The following is a 19,144-nucleotide window of genomic DNA, read 5'->3' as shown; positions in this document are numbered from 1 at the left end:
ATGAAATTTAAATTAAATAAAGTACTTGCTGGCGTTATGGGCCTAACCATCAGTATGTCTACAGTGGCGGAAGATATTGAACTGTACGTTAATTATAATGTGCAAACTAATGAAAAACCACGCGTACTGTTTGTATTTGATACTTCAGGCAGTATGGATTGGAGTGTAATTAATGGTGATAATCAAGCGTGTTATACCAAACACCTGAGATCGACAAGCGATGGTAGTGTTGATCAAAAGAAAGATAAAAAAAAGGGTGATGACGATGGTGAAGACGCTATTTTTGAGTATCAAAGTGTTACTTGTTATGCCAGTAAAGACACGTATGCAGAGTATGAAGAGCAGTGTTATATAGAAGTAAATGATGAATATGTGGCACAGTGTCATGATCGAAGAATTGACGTTGCCAAAGCAGCGATCACGCAGTTGGTTAATATTAATAATGACATTGACTTTGGCTTAATGCGCCTTAAAGGTAGCAGCGGGGGTTATGTCTTGGCAAAAATTGGTGCAGAAAAATCGTTTGTTTTAGACAAAATCGCTAACTTACCCGCCAGTGGTTCAACCCCCTTAAGCGAAACCCTATGGGAAGCCTATTTATATATTACAGGTAAACCAGTGGCTTACGGTCTAGGGATCTCTGATCGTGATATTAATGCTGAAACCTCAACGTCTTCTAATGTTTATAAATCACCCTTTGCACCCATAAGTGGAGAGCCACTGCGCTGCGATAACAGCGTGAATGTTATTTTAATGAGTGATGGCGACCCAACCAATGATTCAGAAAAGAACGAGGCTATAAATAACTTACACAACAATACTTTTACCGGTGAAATAGCCCCTGTGTATAGTGGTAATTATTTAGCTGCTTTAGCTAAAGTTATACATGGCACCAATGATGTCGAGGTTGACTTATACCCTGCAACTACCGAGGTGCACGATATAGGACGAGTGTTCACCATAGGTTTTGGTACCGGGATGAGTAGCAAGGGTAAAGAAATCTTGGGTAAAACAGCCGAGTATGGCGGCGGGCAATACTTACATGCGAATACCTCAGCACAATTGTCGGATGCATTAAAAAATACCATTTCGCAAATACGTGAAGTAAACGATAGCTTTTCGTCGCCTTCAGTGGCGAGCAACAATGTGGATCAAACCCGTAGTCGTGATGCGATTTACTTTGCTATGTTTTATCCCGAAACCGGCGCGCGCTGGCGCGGTAACTTAAAAAAATTAAAAGTGAGCGGCAGCCAAGTAGTTGACTCAACCGGCAGTATCGCCCTCGATGCAAATGGTTTAATAAGTAAAGACGCGAAAACCTTTTGGTTGCCAAGCGGGGAGCCTGCCGATGGGAATGCTGTGGCACAAGGGGGCGTTAATTTACATTTAACCACTCGTGATCCACAAAGTCGTCAGCTGTATACCGATACAGCATTAGGTGCGATTGTTGAATTTGATACCTCAATTATTAGTGATACTAGCGAGCTACTCGGCGGTGAAGCGACGCTATCTAGCACCGATATACAGTGGGCCAGCGGCATTGATGTCGATGATGAAGATAACGACGGCTCCACAGTCGATCAACGTCGGGATATTTTTGGCGACCCGCTGCACTCAAAACCGGTGGCGATTGATTATGGAAATGATGATATTCGTTTATTAATTGGTACCAACGCTGGCTTTTTACATATGTTTAAAGACAGTGATGACACCGTGAGTGAAAGTTGGGCATTTATTCCCTCGGCGTTATATAACAATATAAAGCCGTTACGCGAGAAACAAGCCGACAGCAAAGTATACGGTATGGATGGCCCCATTAGCGTGTACTTTAGCAATAAAAGCTTGAATAACGATGGTGTAAACGATGGCGTTATTGATGCGACGCAGGGTGATAAAGTCTGGACCTTTGCTGGTATGCGCCGTGGTGGTAACAACTACTATGCCCTGAATATTACCAATCCAAATACCCCCACTAAATTATGGAATGCGCCGGTGGAAGGTGGCCAAGGTGACTTTGTTGAACTTGCACAAACGTGGTCAAAACCACAAATTGCTTATATTAAAGCGTTTGGTGATAAGCCATTACTGGTGTTCGGTGCAGGTTACGATACCAATAAAGATGCCGCTATTCGTAGTGAAGACAGTAAAGGTCGCGGTATTTATATTATTGAAGCGGAAACCGGAAAACGTGTGTGGGCGCTGACCCCAGACATTAACGGCTTTACTGGTAAACACAGTATAGCGGCCGATGTCAGCGTACTTGATTCTGACTATGATGGTTATATAGACCGTATTTACGCGGCCGATACGGGTGGCGATATTTGGCGTGTTGATATGCCGGGCGCTGATAGCAGCAAATTTAGTCACTTTAAGTTAGCTGAGCTAGGTAGCGCCACAGCAACTCAAGACAGACGTTTTTTTTATAAACCATTGGTTGCGCGGACTATGTTTAGTAAAGTAACGCAAAAAACGGTCGATGGTAATGTCGTCACTACGCGCTTAGATACGCCGTATGATGCGATAGTGATTGGCAGTGGTAATCGCTCTAAACCAACCGATACTAACGAGCAAGATCAGTTATTTATGATAAGAGATGAAAATACCGTCACTAAGTCATTTTTAACTGAAGCACCGGCAACGATTAAACCTGCAGACTTAATGCAAATAAATCATGACCCATTTGGTAACTCGTTAGATGATGTAGACGGGTTTGTCGCACTAGAAGCCGATTTAGCAAAAGTGAAAGGTTGGCGTTATGAATTGGCAACCGGTGAAAAATCACTGGCCGCGGCAACGGTTGTAGGTGGTGTGGCATACTTTACCTCGTTTACACCGGCATCGGAAGCGGCGACGGTTAACCAGTGTTCATTAACGGGCGGTGGCGGCTCACTGTATGCGTTTCATTTACATTATGGCACTAAGGTATACGACGAGCTGAAGTTTTCAACCAGTTACGACGTACCCGATACCCCACAACTGTACTTTGGTGAAGGGCCGTCGTGTGCCGATGGCAATGGTGACGGTAAATGTGATGAAAATCCGACCGTTGATGTAAAACAAGAAAGTCAGTTTTATTTAATCGGCCCAGGCATCAAAGGCGAAAATGCCGAAAACCCGATGAAGCCAGTTGAAATAAAAGGCCCAGGTTTAAAAATTGTTGATGGTCAAATAGAATTAGTAAGTAATGTACGCCCCATTGGTTTTGGCTTTAAAACCCAACAAACCTATATTTACAAACGAGAAGAAAATGGTTCGCAACAATAAGGAGTTCAAATGACTAAACCACAAGCAGGTTTCACGCTAATAGAGCTGATGATAGCGGTGGCTATTGTGGGAATATTAGCGGCCATTGCGGTACCCAACTACAGCGAATATGTTAAGCGCGCCTCACGGGTGGAGGCCGCAGCGGCGCTGCTCGATGCGGCTAATAAACAAGAGCAATACTTTGTAGATAACCGCGAGTACAGCACGTCTTTTACTGATTTAGGGCTGCAAAGCAAAACTGAAAATCAGCATTTTGAGTTAAGCATAACGTTAAATGCAGATGCAAATACCTTTACAATAACAGCAAAACCAATCGCTGGACCGGTAAAAGGGGATGGCGACTGTACTGAGTTATCTATTACCGACACCGGCCTAAAAGGCGCTAAAGGAGCAAAAGGTGGCTCGGATGTTGATTACTGCTGGGGCAGGTAAGTCATTTATTGTTGCTGACATTTGTCGGTAGATTTAATGCGTATTCTCCCTGTTTGACTTACCGATAATGCAAGCCCTTCAAGGCTTGCATTATCGCTATTTGGGCAATAAATAAAAGTACCATTTTGAAAGCCATTCAATGAACCATCGGGTCTAAAGGTAATCGCATCGCGCGGATATTCTAGGCTGTCTGCGTGGTGAGTGTGCTCAAAGGTGCTGATGATTAACTCGTCGTTGTTGATTGACGTAGATGTATCGTTATCGACAAATAACGATATTTGTTCACCCCAGTCGTCTTTATCACACTCATTATTTTTTAATCCGCATAAGGTGACGAAGGTGCCATGCTCTATGGCATACAGTCGAGCGTAATTAATATTGCGGTGTAGTAGATTTACTTGGTTTTCAGCACGGTTGAGTGCTAAAAAGTCGGGGAAAAACCACAGAGATAGCTGGCTAATAATGGCCACAATCACCATTGTTACCATTACTTCAAGCAAGGTAACCCCACGTTGTTTAGTTAGTGCCGTAAGTAACTTCATCCCTGAAGTCCTGAATCAATGACTCATTATTTTAGTTTAGTTACTAATAAAGAAATGACCACATTTGATTGGTTGTTTATTAACTGCAAGTTTTAGCGGTGTCACCGACAAAAAAGCTTGTGCCAGACTGGGATACGGTGAGCGCTTTATTATTTTTGTTATCGTTATTAGGGCAATAAATAAAGTCCCCTGCAGCGCTAATAAGGCGGCCTGTTGCATTAAAGCTAAGTCGAGAAACGTTGCCGTCATATTTAACTTTATCTGAGCTAGGTGTGTCGCTCATTACGCGTAATAAACTGTCGCTATCGGCATCGTAATTACCGTCCCGATCGCCATCCACAAAGAGTATTACGGTACTGCCGGCTCCCCACTCATTGCGACAGTTTAAAGTGGCTTTACTGGTGGCAACATCGCCACTGGCTGCGGGGCAAACCACTACAATAGAATCGGTACTGGCCGCTTGAGAGCGAGCGTAGGTAATATTACGTTTAAGCTCAAGCAGAAAGTTTTCCGCGCGATTATCTTCTAACATATCGCTACTATTCCACAGTGCGATTGTGGCAACAATACCGACAATGGCAACGGTGACCATTAGCTCTAATATCGTGAAACCTTGTTGTATTTTTTTCATAGTCAGCTCATTCATTACTTATTGTTTTAGTATAGCTATTTTTGTGGCGTAAACCATCCTACGGGTAAGAGTTTTATCTTGATGATTCAACCACTTTGTTTGCTATGCGCTCTGTGATTGTCTAAAATCGAGGCAACGACAGCTTTAAAAAGTAATTAATATGAAAAAAATAGAAGCAATCATTAAACCTTTTAAGCTTGATGATGTGCGCGAAGCACTATCGGAAGTGGGGATCACCGGCATGACTGTCACCGAAGTTAAAGGTTTTGGTCGGCAAAAGGGGCATACTGAGTTATACCGCGGCGCGGAGTATATGGTTGATTTTTTGCCTAAAGTAAAGTTAGACATTGTACTGGGCGATGATGACGTTGAGCGTGCCATTGAAGTGATTATTAACACCGCGCAAACTGGCAAAATAGGTGATGGTAAAATATTTGTCACTGATGTTGAGCGGGTAGTACGAATTCGTACCGCAGAAGAAGACGAAGAAGCGATTTAAGCTTTTAAAAACAACAGCATCAATTCGTAAAAAAGGCGCTTACTGAAATCAGTTAGCGCCTTTTTTAATACCGTACCTGAGCAAAAGTTATTTGCGGCGATTGAGTTTTCGTGCCTGTTTGGCATCATTGCTTAGCTCGGTAAGGCCGAGCTTAGCGTAACTTTTTTCCATCATCTCAAGGGCATCGTTTAAATAGCTGCTTTGTGAGTAATGTTCAACCACATACTTACCACGGTTAGCAGCGGCCAAATAGGCTTCGCGTTCGTAATAGTAAGTCGCTACTTTTAGTTCATAACGCGCCATACGGTTTAATAACCACACTAAGCGACGTTTTGCCTCGGGGGCGTAGTCACTTTGTGGAAAACGCTTCACTAAGGTTGATAGGTCAGTAAAGGCGACGCGGGTACGGTTTGCATCGCGGTCGGCTCTATCCACACCAAAGTATTCTTGAAATGCGTTTTTATCGGCCTTAATATTAACTAAACCACGCATATAATACATGTAGTCTAAATCTTTATGGTTGGGGTTTAAGCGAATAAAACGGTCAATGGTAGCGAGTGCTTGTTCGGTATTACCCGATTGGTAATGGGCATACACTAAATCCATTTGTACTTGTTTAGAAAATGGTCCAAATGGGTAGCGAGAGTCAATAGCACTTAACAGTTCAATGGCACGAGCATACAAGCCAGAGTCGAGCGTTTGTTTTGCATCTTCATACAGCGCGTGAGCTGATTTATTAGGTACACGTTGAATATCTTCTTGATCGGGCGCCGATGAACACGCACCTAAACTGAGTACAGAAACTGAAAAAACAATGGCGAATGCACGTTTCCCTATTTTATTTATCATTTTATTTGTTACCTTCGTTGTCTACGGCTAGGCCAAGTCGGTAAAACCGAGTAAACTATGCGTATTATATTATGCTTTTATTAAAAGCGATTCTAACCCAGTCGAGCAAAGCTTGCACTGGTAAATTGGGTAAAATTACTAATGTCAGAGCAAATTTCTCTACAAGCCGAGGTTCCAACCGACTTAGGTGGTAAACGTCTAGACCAAGTATTAGCACAATTGTTCCCTGATTATTCAAGATCAAGGATCAAAACGTGGATTTTAGATGATAAAATCACCGTTGACGGTGAACTGTTTAACACCCCAAGAGAAAAACTCTTTGGCGGTGAAGTGGTTTGCGTCGAAACGACCATAGAAGCGCCGCGTGAGTACGAAGCGCAAGATATCAAATTAAATATTGTTTATGAAGACGATGATATTTTAGTGATCAATAAGCCGATGGGGCTGGTTGTGCACCCAGGAGCAGGTAACCCAGATGGTACGGTGCTTAATGCATTATTACACCATTACCCCGACATTATAAACGTGCCACGTGCCGGTATTGTGCATCGTTTAGATAAAGACACCACAGGATTAATGGTGGTGGCTAAAACGATTCAAGCACAAACACACTTAGTGAAGGCACTGCAAAAGCGTGAAAACTTCACCCGTGAATACGAAGCGCTGTGTAATGGCACTATGACCGCCGGCGGTATGATTGAAAAGCCAATTGGTCGTCACGCAACGCAACGTACCCATATGGCGGTGCACGAAATGGGCAAACCTGCAATTACTCATTACCGAGTAGCCGAAAAGTTCCGTGCCCATACGCGTTTACGGTTACGTCTAGAAACAGGCCGTACGCACCAAATTCGTGTGCACATGGCGTATTTAAACCATCCGTTGATTGGCGATCAATCTTATGGCGGTCGTCCTCGTCCACCAAAGGGAGCAACACCTGAGCTGTTTGAGCTATTACGTAGCTTTAAACGCCAAGCATTGCATGCGGTTAAATTAAGTATTGCACACCCAATTACGGGTGAAATGATGACCTGGCAAGCCCCGATCCCTGACGACATGGTCGCAATGACGCTTGCACTGCGTGAAGACACTAAAGCAAACCCTGATATCGATAGATAATGCAATTATTATCAGCAACATGGGGCATTCCCGCGACCGTGGTGGGAACGCTCAGCACGACGCGCAGTGGTGGAGTATCGCTGCCGCCGTTTGCCAGTTTGAACTTAGGACTGCATGTTGGTGATAATACGCAGCAGGTACTGCAAAATCGGGCCAAGTTAACCGCGCATTTGCCGCAACCTGCGGTATGGCTTAACCAAACACACAGTGTTGATGTGGTTATTGTTGATCAGCAGCTCGATTGTACCCGTGTGCATGATGGTGATGCGCTTTACACACGTCTTGCGTGTCAGCCGCTGGCCATAATGACCGCTGATTGCTTGCCTATTTTACTCGCGAGTAATAATGGTAAGGAAGTGGCGGCTATTCATGGTGGTTGGCGTGGTTTATTAAACGGTATCGTGAAAAACACGGTTAACTGTTTTAGTGCACCGCCAACGGCAATTGAGGCTTGGTTAGGCCCGGCTATTGGCGCTAAAAAATTTGTGGTAGGGGCTGAGGTATATCAACAGTTTGTCACGCAAAACCCCATATTTGCGGCTGCATTTACGCGCCATTCTGAACAAAAATACCTAGCCGATATTTATCAGCTGGCGCGGCTGTTATTACGCCAGTGTGGGGTTAAACATATTAGTGGCGGTGAGCACTGCACGGTATCGCAGCCGGCGACGTTTTTTTCTTACCGACGTGATGGACAAACCGGCCGTATGGCAACTGTGATCTGGCGCAAATAATAGCGTGTTTAATTGATTATATTTTCCACAACACCTTGATCAAATCACTATGCATACCCATTAATTAAGCAATTAAAGTTTTTATTAATAGGTAACATATAATGCGTTTAGATCGATTTACCAGTAAATTTCAGTCTGCGCTGTCCGATGCGCAATCATTGGCCCTTGGCCGAGACCATCAATTTATAGAACCCGTACATTTAATGTACGCGTTATTAAAGCAGAGCGGCTCCAGTGTACGTGCATTATTAGCACAAGCAGGAGTGAGTGCCGATGAGCTCAATACTAAACTTTCGCAAGAAATAGAAAAGCTCTTTAAAGTAGAGGGCGTGGGCGGCGATGTGCAGCTGTCGAACAGTACGATTTCACTGATTAATTTATGTGATAAATACGCGCAAAAGCGTAAAGATAAATATATCTCGAGCGAATTGTTTGTATTAGCGGCTTGCGACGATAAAGGTCCGTTAGGCGCTATTTTTAAAGCCTTAAATATTAGTGCCGATAAAATAGAAAGCGCTATTAATGCCATGCGAGGTGGGCAAAAAGTAGACGATCCTAATGCCGAAGAAACGCGCCAAGCATTAGAAAAATACACCATAGATTTAACCGAGCGTGCCGAGCAAGGTAAGCTCGATCCGGTGATAGGCCGCGATGATGAAATTCGCCGCACCATTCAGGTATTACAACGTCGCACTAAAAATAACCCGGTGTTAATTGGTGAGCCTGGGGTGGGTAAAACAGCGATTGCTGAAGGCTTAGCACAGCGTATTATTAATGGTGAAGTACCCGAAGGATTAAAAAACAAGCGGGTACTGTCGCTTGATTTAGGGGCGCTGGTGGCCGGTGCTAAATATCGCGGTGAATTTGAAGAGCGGTTAAAGTCGGTGCTCAATGAACTGGCCAAAGAAGAAGGCCAAGTGATTTTATTTATTGATGAAATTCACACCATAGTGGGCGCTGGTAAAAGCGATGGCGCGATGGATGCGGGTAACATGTTAAAACCCGCGCTGGCGCGCGGTGAGTTGCATTGCGTTGGCGCGACAACACTGGATGAATACCGTCAATACATTGAAAAAGACGCCGCCCTTGAGCGCCGTTTTCAAAAAGTGCTCGTTGAAGAACCTTCGGTGGAAGACACTATCGCGATATTACGTGGCCTCAAAGAGCGTTATGAGCTGCATCATTCGGTAGAAATTACCGATCCGGCTATTGTTGCGGCGGCGCAGTTATCGCACCGTTATATTAGTGACCGTCAATTACCCGATAAAGCAATAGACTTAATTGACGAGGCGGGATCATCAATCCGTTTACAAATAGACTCAAAACCGGAGTCATTAGATAAGCTTGAGCGTCGCATTATTCAGTTAAAGCTAGAAGATAATGCTTTGGCGAAAGAAAAAGACGAGGCCAGTCATAAGCGCCGTACTGAAATGCAGGCGCTGATCACTGAGTTGCAACAGCAATACAATGAACTGGATGAAATTTGGAGTGCAGAAAAGGCGTCGTTACAGGGGACGCAAGTAATTAAAGCCGAGCTTGAGCAAGCACGCCTCGATTTAGAGGTTGCCCGCCGTGCCAGTGATTTACAACGTATGTCTGAGCTGCAATATGGCCGTATTCCTGAGCTGGAGCGCAAACTTGATTTAGCCTCACAAGCTGAAATGCAAGAAATGACCTTGTTAAAAAATCAAGTAGGCGAAGATGAAATAGCAGAAATACTGTCGCGTTGGACCGGTATTCCGGTGTCGCGAATGCTGCAAGGTGAGCGTGAAAAGTTACTGCAAATGGAAGAAAAACTGCATGAAAAAGTGATCGGCCAAGATGAGGCTGTGGTGGCGGTTGCCAATGCGATTCGTCGTTCGCGTGCGGGGCTTGCCGATCCTAACCGTCCGATTGGGTCATTCTTGTTTTTAGGCCCGACTGGGGTGGGTAAAACAGAGCTTACCAAAGCCTTGGCCGGTTATATGTTTGACACCGAAAGTGCCATGGTACGTATTGATATGTCTGAGTTTATGGAAAAACATTCGGTGGCTCGTTTAGTCGGTGCACCGCCGGGCTATGTTGGCTACGAAGAGGGGGGCTATTTAACCGAGGCAGTGCGCCGTAAGCCTTATTCGGTTATTTTATTAGACGAAATAGAAAAAGCGCACCCAGATGTGTTTAATATTTTGTTGCAAGTGTTAGATGACGGCCGCTTAACCGATGGCCATGGACGTACGGTTGACTTTAAAAATACCGTGATCATTATGACCTCGAACCTTGGCTCAGATATCATTCAAGAGCAAGCCGGTAATAACGATTACGCCACCTTGAAAGAAAAAGTGATGGGAGTATTGGTTAACCAGTTTAGACCCGAGTTTATTAACCGTATCGATGAAACTGTGGTGTTCCATCCGCTAGCGAATGAGCATATTAAAGAAATTGCCGATATTCAGTTAAGTAAACTGCGCGAACGATTAACCGAAATGGGTTATGCGCTTGAGCTAACCGATGCAGCGTTACAGCGCATTGCAGCAAGCGGCTTTGATCCGGTTTATGGCGCGCGACCACTCAAGCGGGCTATTCAACAAACCATTGAAAACCCATTGGCACAGCAACTGCTTAACGGTGATTATTTGCCGGGCAATGTGATTGTCATTGATGATGCTGAAGAAGGGCTCGTATTTACTAGCCGTTAAACACGCTTTACATAACAACCCAAAAAAGCCGCTATGAAAGCGGCTTTTTGCTATCTGTAAACACGCGTTAAATTTTAAAAGTAAGGAGTAAGTCGTTCACTTTTCGTGAGCCATCCACCAGCTCAGCGGCCTCTTTAGCGACATTAAAGCTTAGCGCTAAATTATCATCGCCTAAATCTTTAATGCGCGCTACGTTGCGGCTAATATCCTGGCTGACCACTTGTTGCTGCTCTGCTGCTGTTGAAATTCCGCTTGCCAGTTGCGTTATTTCGCTAATTTGCGTAAAAATACTATCCAGCTCGTGCTGTGTGTGTGTGGTGGTATTAACGCAATTATCCGCTTGCTGTTTGGTGTGTTGCATTATTTGTGACCAGTTAAACAAGGTGTCTTGAATGTCTTTTATAGAGCCGTAAATTTGTGCCGTGGCTTTTTGCGTTCTAGACGACAGGGCACGTACTTCATCAGCCACGACCGCAAAGCCACGGCCATGCTCACCGGCTCTGGCTGCCTCAATGGCCGCATTAAGTGCCAGTAAATTAGTTTGTTCGGCTATACCTTCAATTTCGCCCATTACCTGGCCAATTTTATCGGCCTCTGAGGCGAGGTTATTCGCTGTGGTGGCGGCTTGCTCTACCTGTATCGCTAAGTCTGAAACCATCAGGTTGTTATCGGCGATATGTGCTTTGATATCGGAGCAGCTTTGATAAGTAATACTGACTTTATCGGCGGTATTAAAGGTGTTACTCGATATATCGCCAATCGTTGCACTCATTTGCGCCATAGCAGAAGCAATCTGTTCAAGCTGCGCGCTTTGCGATGCAATACCTTGCTCTGTGAGTGTTGACTGTTTATCTAAATTGAGCGCGATACTATTAAAACTTACGGTCGCGTCCTTAACGCGACCAAGCACAGTGCGCAGTTTGGCATTGAGCATTTGCTCGCGGTAGTCACTAATACTGTGTGGGTGACGGCCACTAAAAATATAGCGTGAGATAGAATCGCTTTGTCGTTTTTGTTGCTGCAACCGCTTTGGGGTGAGCCACAACTCGTCATATTGCAAGCTAATCACCAGTAAGCAGGCAACTAAATTAATTAACGCCATCGCTACAGAGGCCCATAAAGCACTAAATCCCAGCCACAGCAGTAATACAGTAATAGTGATGCTTTGTCTTAAGTGGCTTTGTTCACGCCAATTAAATTGCGATTTATTCCCATTGAGCTGTTTATAAAGTGCTTCTGCTCGTGCTTGTAATGAGGCACTTAACTTGGTTCTTACCGACTGGTAACCCACCAATTGGCCATGTTCAAAGATAGGTGTAACAAAGGCATCGACCCAATAAAAACGTCCGTCTTTACAGCGGTTTTTAACCGCACCGCGCCAAGAGTGACCTTGCTTTAAGGTATGCCACATTTCTTTAAATGCCGCGGCTGGCATCTGCGGATGACGGACAATACTGTGGTTTTTCCCTACCAGTTCATCAATACTGTAGCCGGCAATATTGCAAAACTCAGGGTTAGCATAGGTGATCACCCCACGCAGATCGGTTGTGGATACCAGTTGTTGAGAGTCAGCAAAATTTACTTGTTCATTTATTATGTTTTGATCGCTAGGCATAGTAATTATTCATCACCTAAATTAGGGGCGTTGTCGATAAATAGATAATATCCTGAGTGCGTTGAAATAAAGCTATGCTAAATCTATTCGTTGTACTTTCTATGATCTCAATCAAAGTTGCAGTGATTATGTTTAATAAATTTTAGCAAGTGGGGCGGTAAAGGTTAATTTGCTGTTACGGTTAAATAAAAATGGGAAAGCAATTGTATATTGTGCTTAGCAATGGCAAGATTATTGTTTATGTGCGGTTATATTAAGCCTGTTAAAAGCAAAGAAGATACACTGCAAAAAAGATATAATTTAGTTTTTTAGTAGTTAATCTTGAGTATAGGTAATTAGCCCCCATAACCCTATGATTAAGCCACTTGGCTCGAGGAAGTATTTTTGGCAACACATGATCTAACCAGCACGCTAGAAGCGCTATCTGCTACGCAACATAAATTTGCAATTAAAGGGATTAAACGTGGTATTGAGCGCGAGTCACTCCGTATTAAAGGTAATGGTGCTATTTCTAAACAACCGCACCCAGCGGGTGTAGGCAGTGCGCTTACCAATGGACATATAACCACCGACTTTTCTGAATCATTACTTGAGTTTATTACTCCGGTGAGTGAGTCGTCAACGCAAACCCTAAAGCAATTAAAAGACTTACAAAAGTTTACCCTAGAAAAAATGGGTGACGAACTGCTCTGGCCAATTAGTATGCCGTGCTTTATTGAACATCAAGATGACATAGTGCTGGCGCAGTTTGGTACCTCTAATGTAGGGCAAATGAAAACCTTATACCGTGAAGGGCTAAAAAACCGTTATGGTAGTATGATGCAAGCGATTGCGGGTGTGCATTTTAATATTTCGTTTCCAGACACGCTATGGCAGTCATTACACAGTTTATCGGGCAGTGAACTTAGCTTAAGCGATTTTATATCGGCAGGTTATTTAGGCCTTATTCGTAATTTTAAACGTGAGTTATGGCTGATCAGTTATCTATTTGGTGCGTCGCCGGCGTTATGTAGCTCGTTTTTACAAGGGCGAAAAACAGACTTACCGTTTAAAAAGCTTGGTAAAGGCACGCTATATTTAGCAGTAGGCACGGCGCTGCGCTTAGGTAACTTAGGCTACACTAACAGCGCACAATCGTCGTTACGGGTAATGTATAACTCGTTAGATGAATATGTGGCCGGTTTGAAAAAAGCCATCCACACCCCTTCAGAGCTGTATGGTGGAATAGACGACTACACCAGCGAGCAGCCTAAGCAGTTAAATAAAAATGTCCTGCAAATAGAAAACGAATTTTATTCACCGATACGTCCGAAACGTAACGCTAAAAATGGTGAAACCCCAACCGATGCATTGCTTCGAGCTGGCATTGAGTATGTTGAAATTCGTGCGCTAGATGTAAATCCATTTAGTGAAGTGGGCATAGATGAAGAGCAATTCCACTTTTTAGACGTGTTTTTAACTTACTGTTTGCTTAAAGACTCAGCCCCCATGGGGTGGGATGAGCAAATGCGCAGTACTGCAAACCTTGATACTGTGGTGAATAACGGCCGAGAAAAAGATCTAATGCTTAATTATTATGATCAAGCCCGCCCGCTGCAAGCATGGGGCGAAGAAATTTTTGCGCAGTTAAGCGACGTAGCACGTTACATGGACAGCGCCTATGACGTGAGTTACTACAGCGCAACCATTGCTCGCATGGCTGATTGGATCAAGCAGCCTGAACTTACTTATTCGGGACGGTATGTTAGCGAATTAGAGGCTTCGGGTTTAGATAATGGTCATTATGCGTTGGCACTGGCGAATAAATATAAGCAAAATCATCAAACTTGTGACTATCAAGTGTTTTCTAAGCCATGGTTAGAGCAGCAGGTAGCGCAATCTAATGCCGCGCAATTAGCGATTGAACAAAGTGACTCAGTGTCGTTTACGGCATTTTTAAATGAGTACTTTAAGGCTAAGTGATAACAAGTAAATACAATACGCAGCCTAAGTCGCTGCGTCATTATTTTTTAGAATGAAATGCTGCTGAAACGGCAGCACTTGTTACTTTAAAGTCAAGGCGCTGCAAAACTCAGTGAGATACTCAAAAATGAAACATAATATAGTTATTTTATCTTTAGCGCTTAGTTTAGCCGGCTGTGCGACCGCTCCGCCAAAGCAACCTAACGATATTTGTAAAATTTTTGAAGAAAAAAGAAGTTGGTACTTTGGCGCCAAAGATGCGCAACAGAAGTGGGGCGCACCCAAGCATGTACTGATGAGTATGATGTACCAAGAAAGCTCGTTTAAGCACGATGCTGCGCCGCCAATGGAATACTTTTTATGGATAATACCCACAGGCAGAGCCAGCTCGGCGTATGGCTACTCACAAGCTAAAACCATGACCTGGTCTGACTATATTCGCGAAAGTAATAACAGTGGCGCAGACCGAGATGATTTCGATGACGCTATCGATTTTATGGGCTGGTTTGTGTATAAAACCCATAAAATAAACGGTGTTTCTAAATGGGATGCCTATGGACAATACCTTAACTATCACGAAGGTTGGGGTGGCTATAAACGCGGCACTTATAAAAAGAAAAAGTGGCTTATGAGTGTGGCTAATAAAGTAAAACACCGTGCGAGTCGTTATGGAGCGCAGTTAAAGCGTTGTGAAGCAGACTTGAATAAAGGCTGGCTGCAACGATTGATTTTCGGTTAGTTAAAGGTATTAAAAAAGGAGCCATAGGCTCCTTTTTACGTTATTTCTTTCTTTTATTTGGCTGTATTTTTACCAGCTTGATCATGTTTTCTTTTACTTCGAGTACTTCAATAGGGTAACCCGCAATACGCAGACTGAGGTTGGCATCAGGAATGTTTTCTAGGTATTCCACGATTAAACCACTGAGCGTTTTCGGGCCGTCGAGTGGAAACTCCCAGCCCATTTCTTTATTTAAGTCGCGCACGTTAGCTCCGCCATCCACTACCACAGAGCCATCACTTTGTGTGGTTACTTCTTCGCTGGGAGTGCGTGTTTGTGTGGTGGTAAAATCCCCCACCACCTCTTCAAGAATATCTTCTAGGGTCACTAAGCCTTGAATATCACCGTACTCATCAACCACTAAACCTATACGCTCTTTAGATTGCTGAAACTTTAATAACTGGGTATTAAGTGAGGTGCCTTCGGGAATAAAGTAAATTTCACGTACCGCACGTAACAGTGAAGGCTTATCAAATTGCTCTTTAGTTAACAGCCGTAAGGCGTCACGGGAGTGAATAAAACCCACTGCGTCATCTATGTTGTCGCGATACAATAAAACGCGCGTGTGTTGCGCATGCGTAAGCTGACGGCTAATAAGCTTCCAGTCGTCGTTGATATCTATTGCCACAATTTCATTGCGGGGGATCATAATATCTTCCACCGTAACTTGCTCTAATTCTAAAATAGAGGTCAGCATGCTTTGGTGGCGGGCAGGTATCAGTGCCCCCGACTCATTTAACACCGATTTTAGCTCTTCCTTACTGATGCTGTGCTCATCTATTTCTGCCGCACTGATACCAAATAAGCGTAAAATCCCGTTGGTCAGCCAGTTAATAACCACCACCAGAGGGAACATTATTTTTAGTAGCCCTTTGAGGATCACTGAGCTGGGAAACGCCACTTTTTCAGGGTACAGCGCGGCCAGCGTTTTCGGCGTGACTTCGGCAAAAATAAGTACCACTAAAGTGAGCACACCGGTGGCCACCGCAATACCTAAATCGCCGTATAAGCGAATACCAATAATTGTAGCCACTTGCGCGGCGGCAATATTAACTAAGTTATTGCCGATTAAAATTAACCCTATGAGCCTGTCTGGACGACTAAGTAATTTACTGACACGTTTAGCCGCGCGATGGTTCTCTTTTGCGAGATGGCGCAGGCGTATACGATTGATTGACATGATCCCGGTTTCTGAGCCGGAAAAGTAGGCAGAAAAAAGCACCAGTAAAGCTAAAATGATAAACAAGGTACTTGTCGATATGGCGTCCAACGATGGATCCTTTTATTATTAACTAGCGTGTATTAGGCTAGAGTGAGTAACTAGAGTCAAGTTAAAATTTATTTAGAATGACTTCTTGAATAAAGCGGCTGCCAAAATAAGCCAGCGTAAGAATAAAGGCAGCAATCATGATACCAATAACTACTGGTTTTCCACGCCAGCCTTGCTTTACATGGCCCACAGCAATCACAGTAAAAATAATCCAAGCCAGCAATGATAAAATTGTTTTATGGATAAATTCACTGGCAAACATGCCATCAAGAAACACAAAGCCAGATATCAGTGCCACTGTCAGTAGCGTAGTGCCTAAATTAAGCAGTTGATATAGTTGACGCTCAACTACCATTAATGGCGGTAAGTGGCTATGTACTATGGCTAAATCTTTGCGTTTTAAGCGCTTATCAATAAAGTAAAACTGTACACCATATAAGGTCGCAATGATTAAAATACAATAGGCTAATAAAGATAATGAAATATGGGTGACTAAGCCAACATTGATATTAATACTTTGCAGTAATATATGGTGGGGAATAAACAAACTGGCAAGAGTGAGTAATGCAGCAAAACCATAGACAACGGGTAACAGCAGTGTGGCGGGAAACTTTAACGACACGGTAGTGACAGATACCACAATGACCCAGCAGGTTAATAGCGCCACATTAACGATGCTTAAGTCTTGCCCGTCGGCGCGAAACACCGAGTTAACTAACAGCAGCATATGCGCCAAAATAGCCACGGTGCTTAATATAATAGTGAGTTTTTGGCTCGGTCCTTGTTTATGAAACAACCGTGATAGCACGTGAGAGGTTGCTAACACATAAAATAAACTGGCAATAATAGTTAAGCTAATAATCAGCATGGTGCTTTGGTCACTTAATTTAAGTCAAAAAATTCATGAGTGTTATTGAGCCATTGTATTTTATAGCAAAGCAAATGCATAGACCTAAAAAAAGAAACTCAATAAGCTGCACTTGAACACTGTATTGTGCGGCACCATTTACGGTATACTGTTTTTAATTGAAATTTAATAGTATCAATTCCATTAATAAAGTGTGTTATTTAAAGCGATGTTAATTAAATTGGTATAAACGTCTTATCGGAACCGTGACATGTTTGAGAATCTCCAAGAACGATTAGGTAAAACCTTAAAAAACATCAGTGGCCGTGGCCGCCTAACTGAAGATAATATTAAAGACACTCTGCGCGAAGTACGCATGGCGTTTTTAGAAGCCGATGTGGCCTTGCCGGTTGTTCGCGAGTTTGTAAAACAAGTTAAAGAGCGTGCGGTAGGTGTTGAAGTCACCAAAAGCTTAAGCCCAGGCCAAGTGTTTGTAAAAATAGTGCGCGAAGAACTTGAAAAAGCCATGGGTGAAGCCAACGAAGAGCTAAGCCTTAACGCCCAACCGCCAGCAGTGGTAATGATGGCGGGTCTGCAAGGTGCGGGTAAAACCACCAGTGTGGGTAAATTGGCTAAGTTTTTAAAAGAGCGCAAGAAAAAGTCTGTGCTGGTAGTGAGTGCCGATGTTTATCGCCCTGCGGCGATTAAACAGTTAGAAACCCTAGCAACAGAAGTGGATGTTGAGTTTTTCCCTAGTGACATTTCACAACAGCCGGTCGATATTGCTACTGCGGCGATTTCGCATGCGAAAAAGAAATTTATCGATGTGGTACTGGTAGATACCGCAGGTCGTTTGCACGTTGATAACGACATGATGGATGAAATAAAGGCGTTACATAGCGCTATTAACCCAATTGAAACGCTGTTTGTGGTTGATGCAATGACAGGTCAAGATGCGGCTAATACAGCAAAAGCGTTTGATGAAGCATTGCCGCTGACCGGTGTTATTCTAACCAAAACAGATGGTGACGCACGCGGTGGTGCGGCGTTATCTATTCGTCATATTACCGGCAAACCCATTAAATTTATGGGTGTGGGTGAGCGTACCGATGCACTTGAACCGTTCCACCCAGACCGCATAGCGTCACGTATTTTAGGTATGGGCGATGTACTTTCATTAATCGAAGAAGTCGAAATGAAAGTAGATAAAGAAAAAGCCGCCAAAGTGGCCGAAAAAGTATTTAAAGGCAGCGGCTTTACCCTAGATGATTTTGCTGATCAGCTTAAGCAAATGAAAAACATGGGTGGCATGATGTCGATGCTGGATAAACTGCCGGGGATGGCTAATTTACCGGATGCAGTTAAAGGTCAGATGGGGGATAAAACCTTTATTCAAATGGAAGCCATTATCAGCTCCATGACCAAACAAGAGCGTGCGCGTCCAGAAATCATTAAAGGCTCACGCAAAAAGCGTATTGCCGCAGGTTCGGGTACTCAAGTTCAAGAAATCAATAAGTTGCTTAAGCAATTTACCCAAATGCAAAAAATGATGAAAAAAATGAAAGGTAAAGGCGGCATGACCAAGATGATGCGCGGCATGAAAGGGATGCTACCACCTGGTATGATGGGCGGTGGTCCACCTAAGTTTTAACTTTTAAAGTGAAGCAAAAGTTACAAAAAGGAGCAAAACGCTCCTTTTTCGTTGAATAAATTATGCGTACTTGTCGCTGTAAGTAACCTTTCAACGCTGAGATCACGATTTTACCTACTAAACTAACTTTTTGCATCACTTCTTACTTGCATTGTTGCTAAAAACTCGTACAATTCCCCAGCTCCCCATTCTGGGGAGTAAATCTTATTAATGAAAACAGTCAATCTTTATAGAGGACGGTATGGTAACTATTCGTTTGCAACGTGGTGGCGC

At 43.6% G+C, this 19,144-nt stretch carries 15 protein-coding genes; 9 read left to right on the top strand and 6 right to left on the bottom strand.

Annotation, left to right across the window (positions count from 1 at the left end):
• Positions 1–3,264 (top strand): pilus assembly protein, encoded by a 3,264-nt coding sequence (locus ABYB02_RS00570; protein WP_372759984.1) that lies wholly within the window; start codon positions 1–3, stop codon positions 3,262–3,264.
• Between the two features lie 9 nt (positions 3,265–3,273).
• Positions 3,274–3,696 carry a type IV pilin protein gene (locus ABYB02_RS00565; protein ID WP_372759982.1) on the top strand — a complete coding sequence of 141 codons (423 nt, stop codon included), beginning with the start codon at positions 3,274–3,276 and terminating at the stop codon, positions 3,694–3,696.
• A 5-nt stretch (positions 3,697–3,701) separates the two neighbouring features.
• Here the strand turns inward: ABYB02_RS00565 and ABYB02_RS00560 are convergent, their stop codons facing one another.
• Together ABYB02_RS00560 and ABYB02_RS00555 are read right to left on the bottom strand one after the other, a co-directional pair.
• The gene (locus tag ABYB02_RS00560; RefSeq protein ID WP_372759980.1) at positions 3,702–4,238 is read right to left on the bottom strand and encodes a GspH/FimT family pseudopilin; all 537 of its coding nucleotides are present in this window, start codon (positions 4,236–4,238) and stop codon (positions 3,702–3,704) included.
• A gap of 79 nt (positions 4,239–4,317) precedes the next feature.
• Positions 4,318–4,869, bottom strand: coding sequence for a GspH/FimT family pseudopilin (locus ABYB02_RS00555; RefSeq protein ID WP_372759978.1), 552 nt, complete (start codon positions 4,867–4,869; stop codon positions 4,318–4,320).
• A gap of 160 nt (positions 4,870–5,029) precedes the next feature.
• Between ABYB02_RS00555 and glnB the strand changes: the two genes are divergently transcribed.
• The gene (gene glnB / locus ABYB02_RS00550; RefSeq protein WP_372759976.1) at positions 5,030–5,368 is read left to right on the top strand and encodes a nitrogen regulatory protein P-II; all 339 of its coding nucleotides are present in this window, start codon (positions 5,030–5,032) and stop codon (positions 5,366–5,368) included.
• 87 nt (positions 5,369–5,455) lie between these two features.
• Here the strand turns inward: glnB and ABYB02_RS00545 are convergent, their stop codons facing one another.
• A complete protein-coding gene (locus ABYB02_RS00545) occupies positions 5,456–6,217 on the bottom strand; it encodes an outer membrane protein assembly factor BamD (RefSeq protein ID WP_372759974.1) in 762 nt (253 codons plus the stop codon).
• Positions 6,218–6,358: 141 nt separating this feature from the next.
• On the opposite strand from ABYB02_RS00545, the gene rluD reads away from it, so the two are divergent.
• The 3 genes from rluD (at position 6,359) to clpB (ending at position 10,748) form a co-directional block, all read left to right on the top strand.
• On the top strand, positions 6,359–7,336 hold the full coding sequence (gene rluD / locus ABYB02_RS00540; RefSeq protein ID WP_372759972.1) for a 23S rRNA pseudouridine(1911/1915/1917) synthase RluD: 978 nt from the start codon (positions 6,359–6,361) through the stop codon (positions 7,334–7,336).
• Complete coding sequence (gene pgeF / locus ABYB02_RS00535) at positions 7,336–8,070, top strand: peptidoglycan editing factor PgeF (protein ID WP_372759970.1); 735 nt, start codon at positions 7,336–7,338, stop codon at positions 8,068–8,070. Before rluD ends, pgeF begins: the two co-directional genes overlap by 1 nt.
• A 101-nt stretch (positions 8,071–8,171) precedes the next feature.
• Positions 8,172–10,748 (top strand): ATP-dependent chaperone ClpB, encoded by a 2,577-nt coding sequence (gene clpB, locus ABYB02_RS00530; protein ID WP_372759968.1) that lies wholly within the window; start codon positions 8,172–8,174, stop codon positions 10,746–10,748.
• Between the two features lie 67 nt (positions 10,749–10,815).
• On the opposite strand, the gene ABYB02_RS00525 is transcribed toward clpB, so the two are convergent.
• Positions 10,816–12,363 (bottom strand): methyl-accepting chemotaxis protein, encoded by a 1,548-nt coding sequence (locus ABYB02_RS00525; RefSeq protein WP_372759966.1) that lies wholly within the window; start codon positions 12,361–12,363, stop codon positions 10,816–10,818.
• 384 nt (positions 12,364–12,747) lie between these two features.
• Between ABYB02_RS00525 and gshA the strand changes: the two genes are divergently transcribed.
• Both gshA and ABYB02_RS00515 read left to right on the top strand, forming a co-directional pair.
• A complete protein-coding gene (gene gshA, locus ABYB02_RS00520) occupies positions 12,748–14,325 on the top strand; it encodes a glutamate--cysteine ligase (RefSeq protein ID WP_372759964.1) in 1,578 nt (525 codons plus the stop codon).
• A 127-nt stretch (positions 14,326–14,452) separates the two neighbouring features.
• Positions 14,453–15,064 carry a hypothetical protein gene (locus ABYB02_RS00515; RefSeq protein WP_372759962.1) on the top strand — a complete coding sequence of 204 codons (612 nt, stop codon included), beginning with the start codon at positions 14,453–14,455 and terminating at the stop codon, positions 15,062–15,064.
• A 40-nt stretch (positions 15,065–15,104) separates the two neighbouring features.
• Here ABYB02_RS00515 and ABYB02_RS00510 read toward each other — a convergent pair whose 3' ends face one another.
• Together ABYB02_RS00510 and ABYB02_RS00505 are read right to left on the bottom strand one after the other, a co-directional pair.
• Positions 15,105–16,373 carry an HlyC/CorC family transporter gene (locus ABYB02_RS00510; protein ID WP_372759960.1) on the bottom strand — a complete coding sequence of 423 codons (1,269 nt, stop codon included), beginning with the start codon at positions 16,371–16,373 and terminating at the stop codon, positions 15,105–15,107.
• Between the two features lie 61 nt (positions 16,374–16,434).
• Positions 16,435–17,241, bottom strand: a complete 807-nt coding sequence (locus ABYB02_RS00505) for an inner membrane protein YpjD (protein ID WP_372759958.1) — start codon at positions 17,239–17,241, stop codon at positions 16,435–16,437.
• Between the two features lie 250 nt (positions 17,242–17,491).
• Between ABYB02_RS00505 and ffh the strand changes: the two genes are divergently transcribed.
• The gene (gene ffh, locus ABYB02_RS00500) at positions 17,492–18,871 is read left to right on the top strand and encodes a signal recognition particle protein (RefSeq protein ID WP_372759956.1); all 1,380 of its coding nucleotides are present in this window, start codon (positions 17,492–17,494) and stop codon (positions 18,869–18,871) included.
• The last annotated feature ends 273 nt before the right edge of the window (positions 18,872–19,144 follow it).

Origin of the sequence: Pseudoalteromonas sp., from assembly GCF_041613455.1 — a bacterium.
Classification (GTDB): Bacteria; Pseudomonadota; Gammaproteobacteria; order Enterobacterales; family Alteromonadaceae; genus Pseudoalteromonas.
Note: the sequence above shows the minus strand (reverse complement) of the source record. Positions and strands in the feature narration are given on the sequence as shown.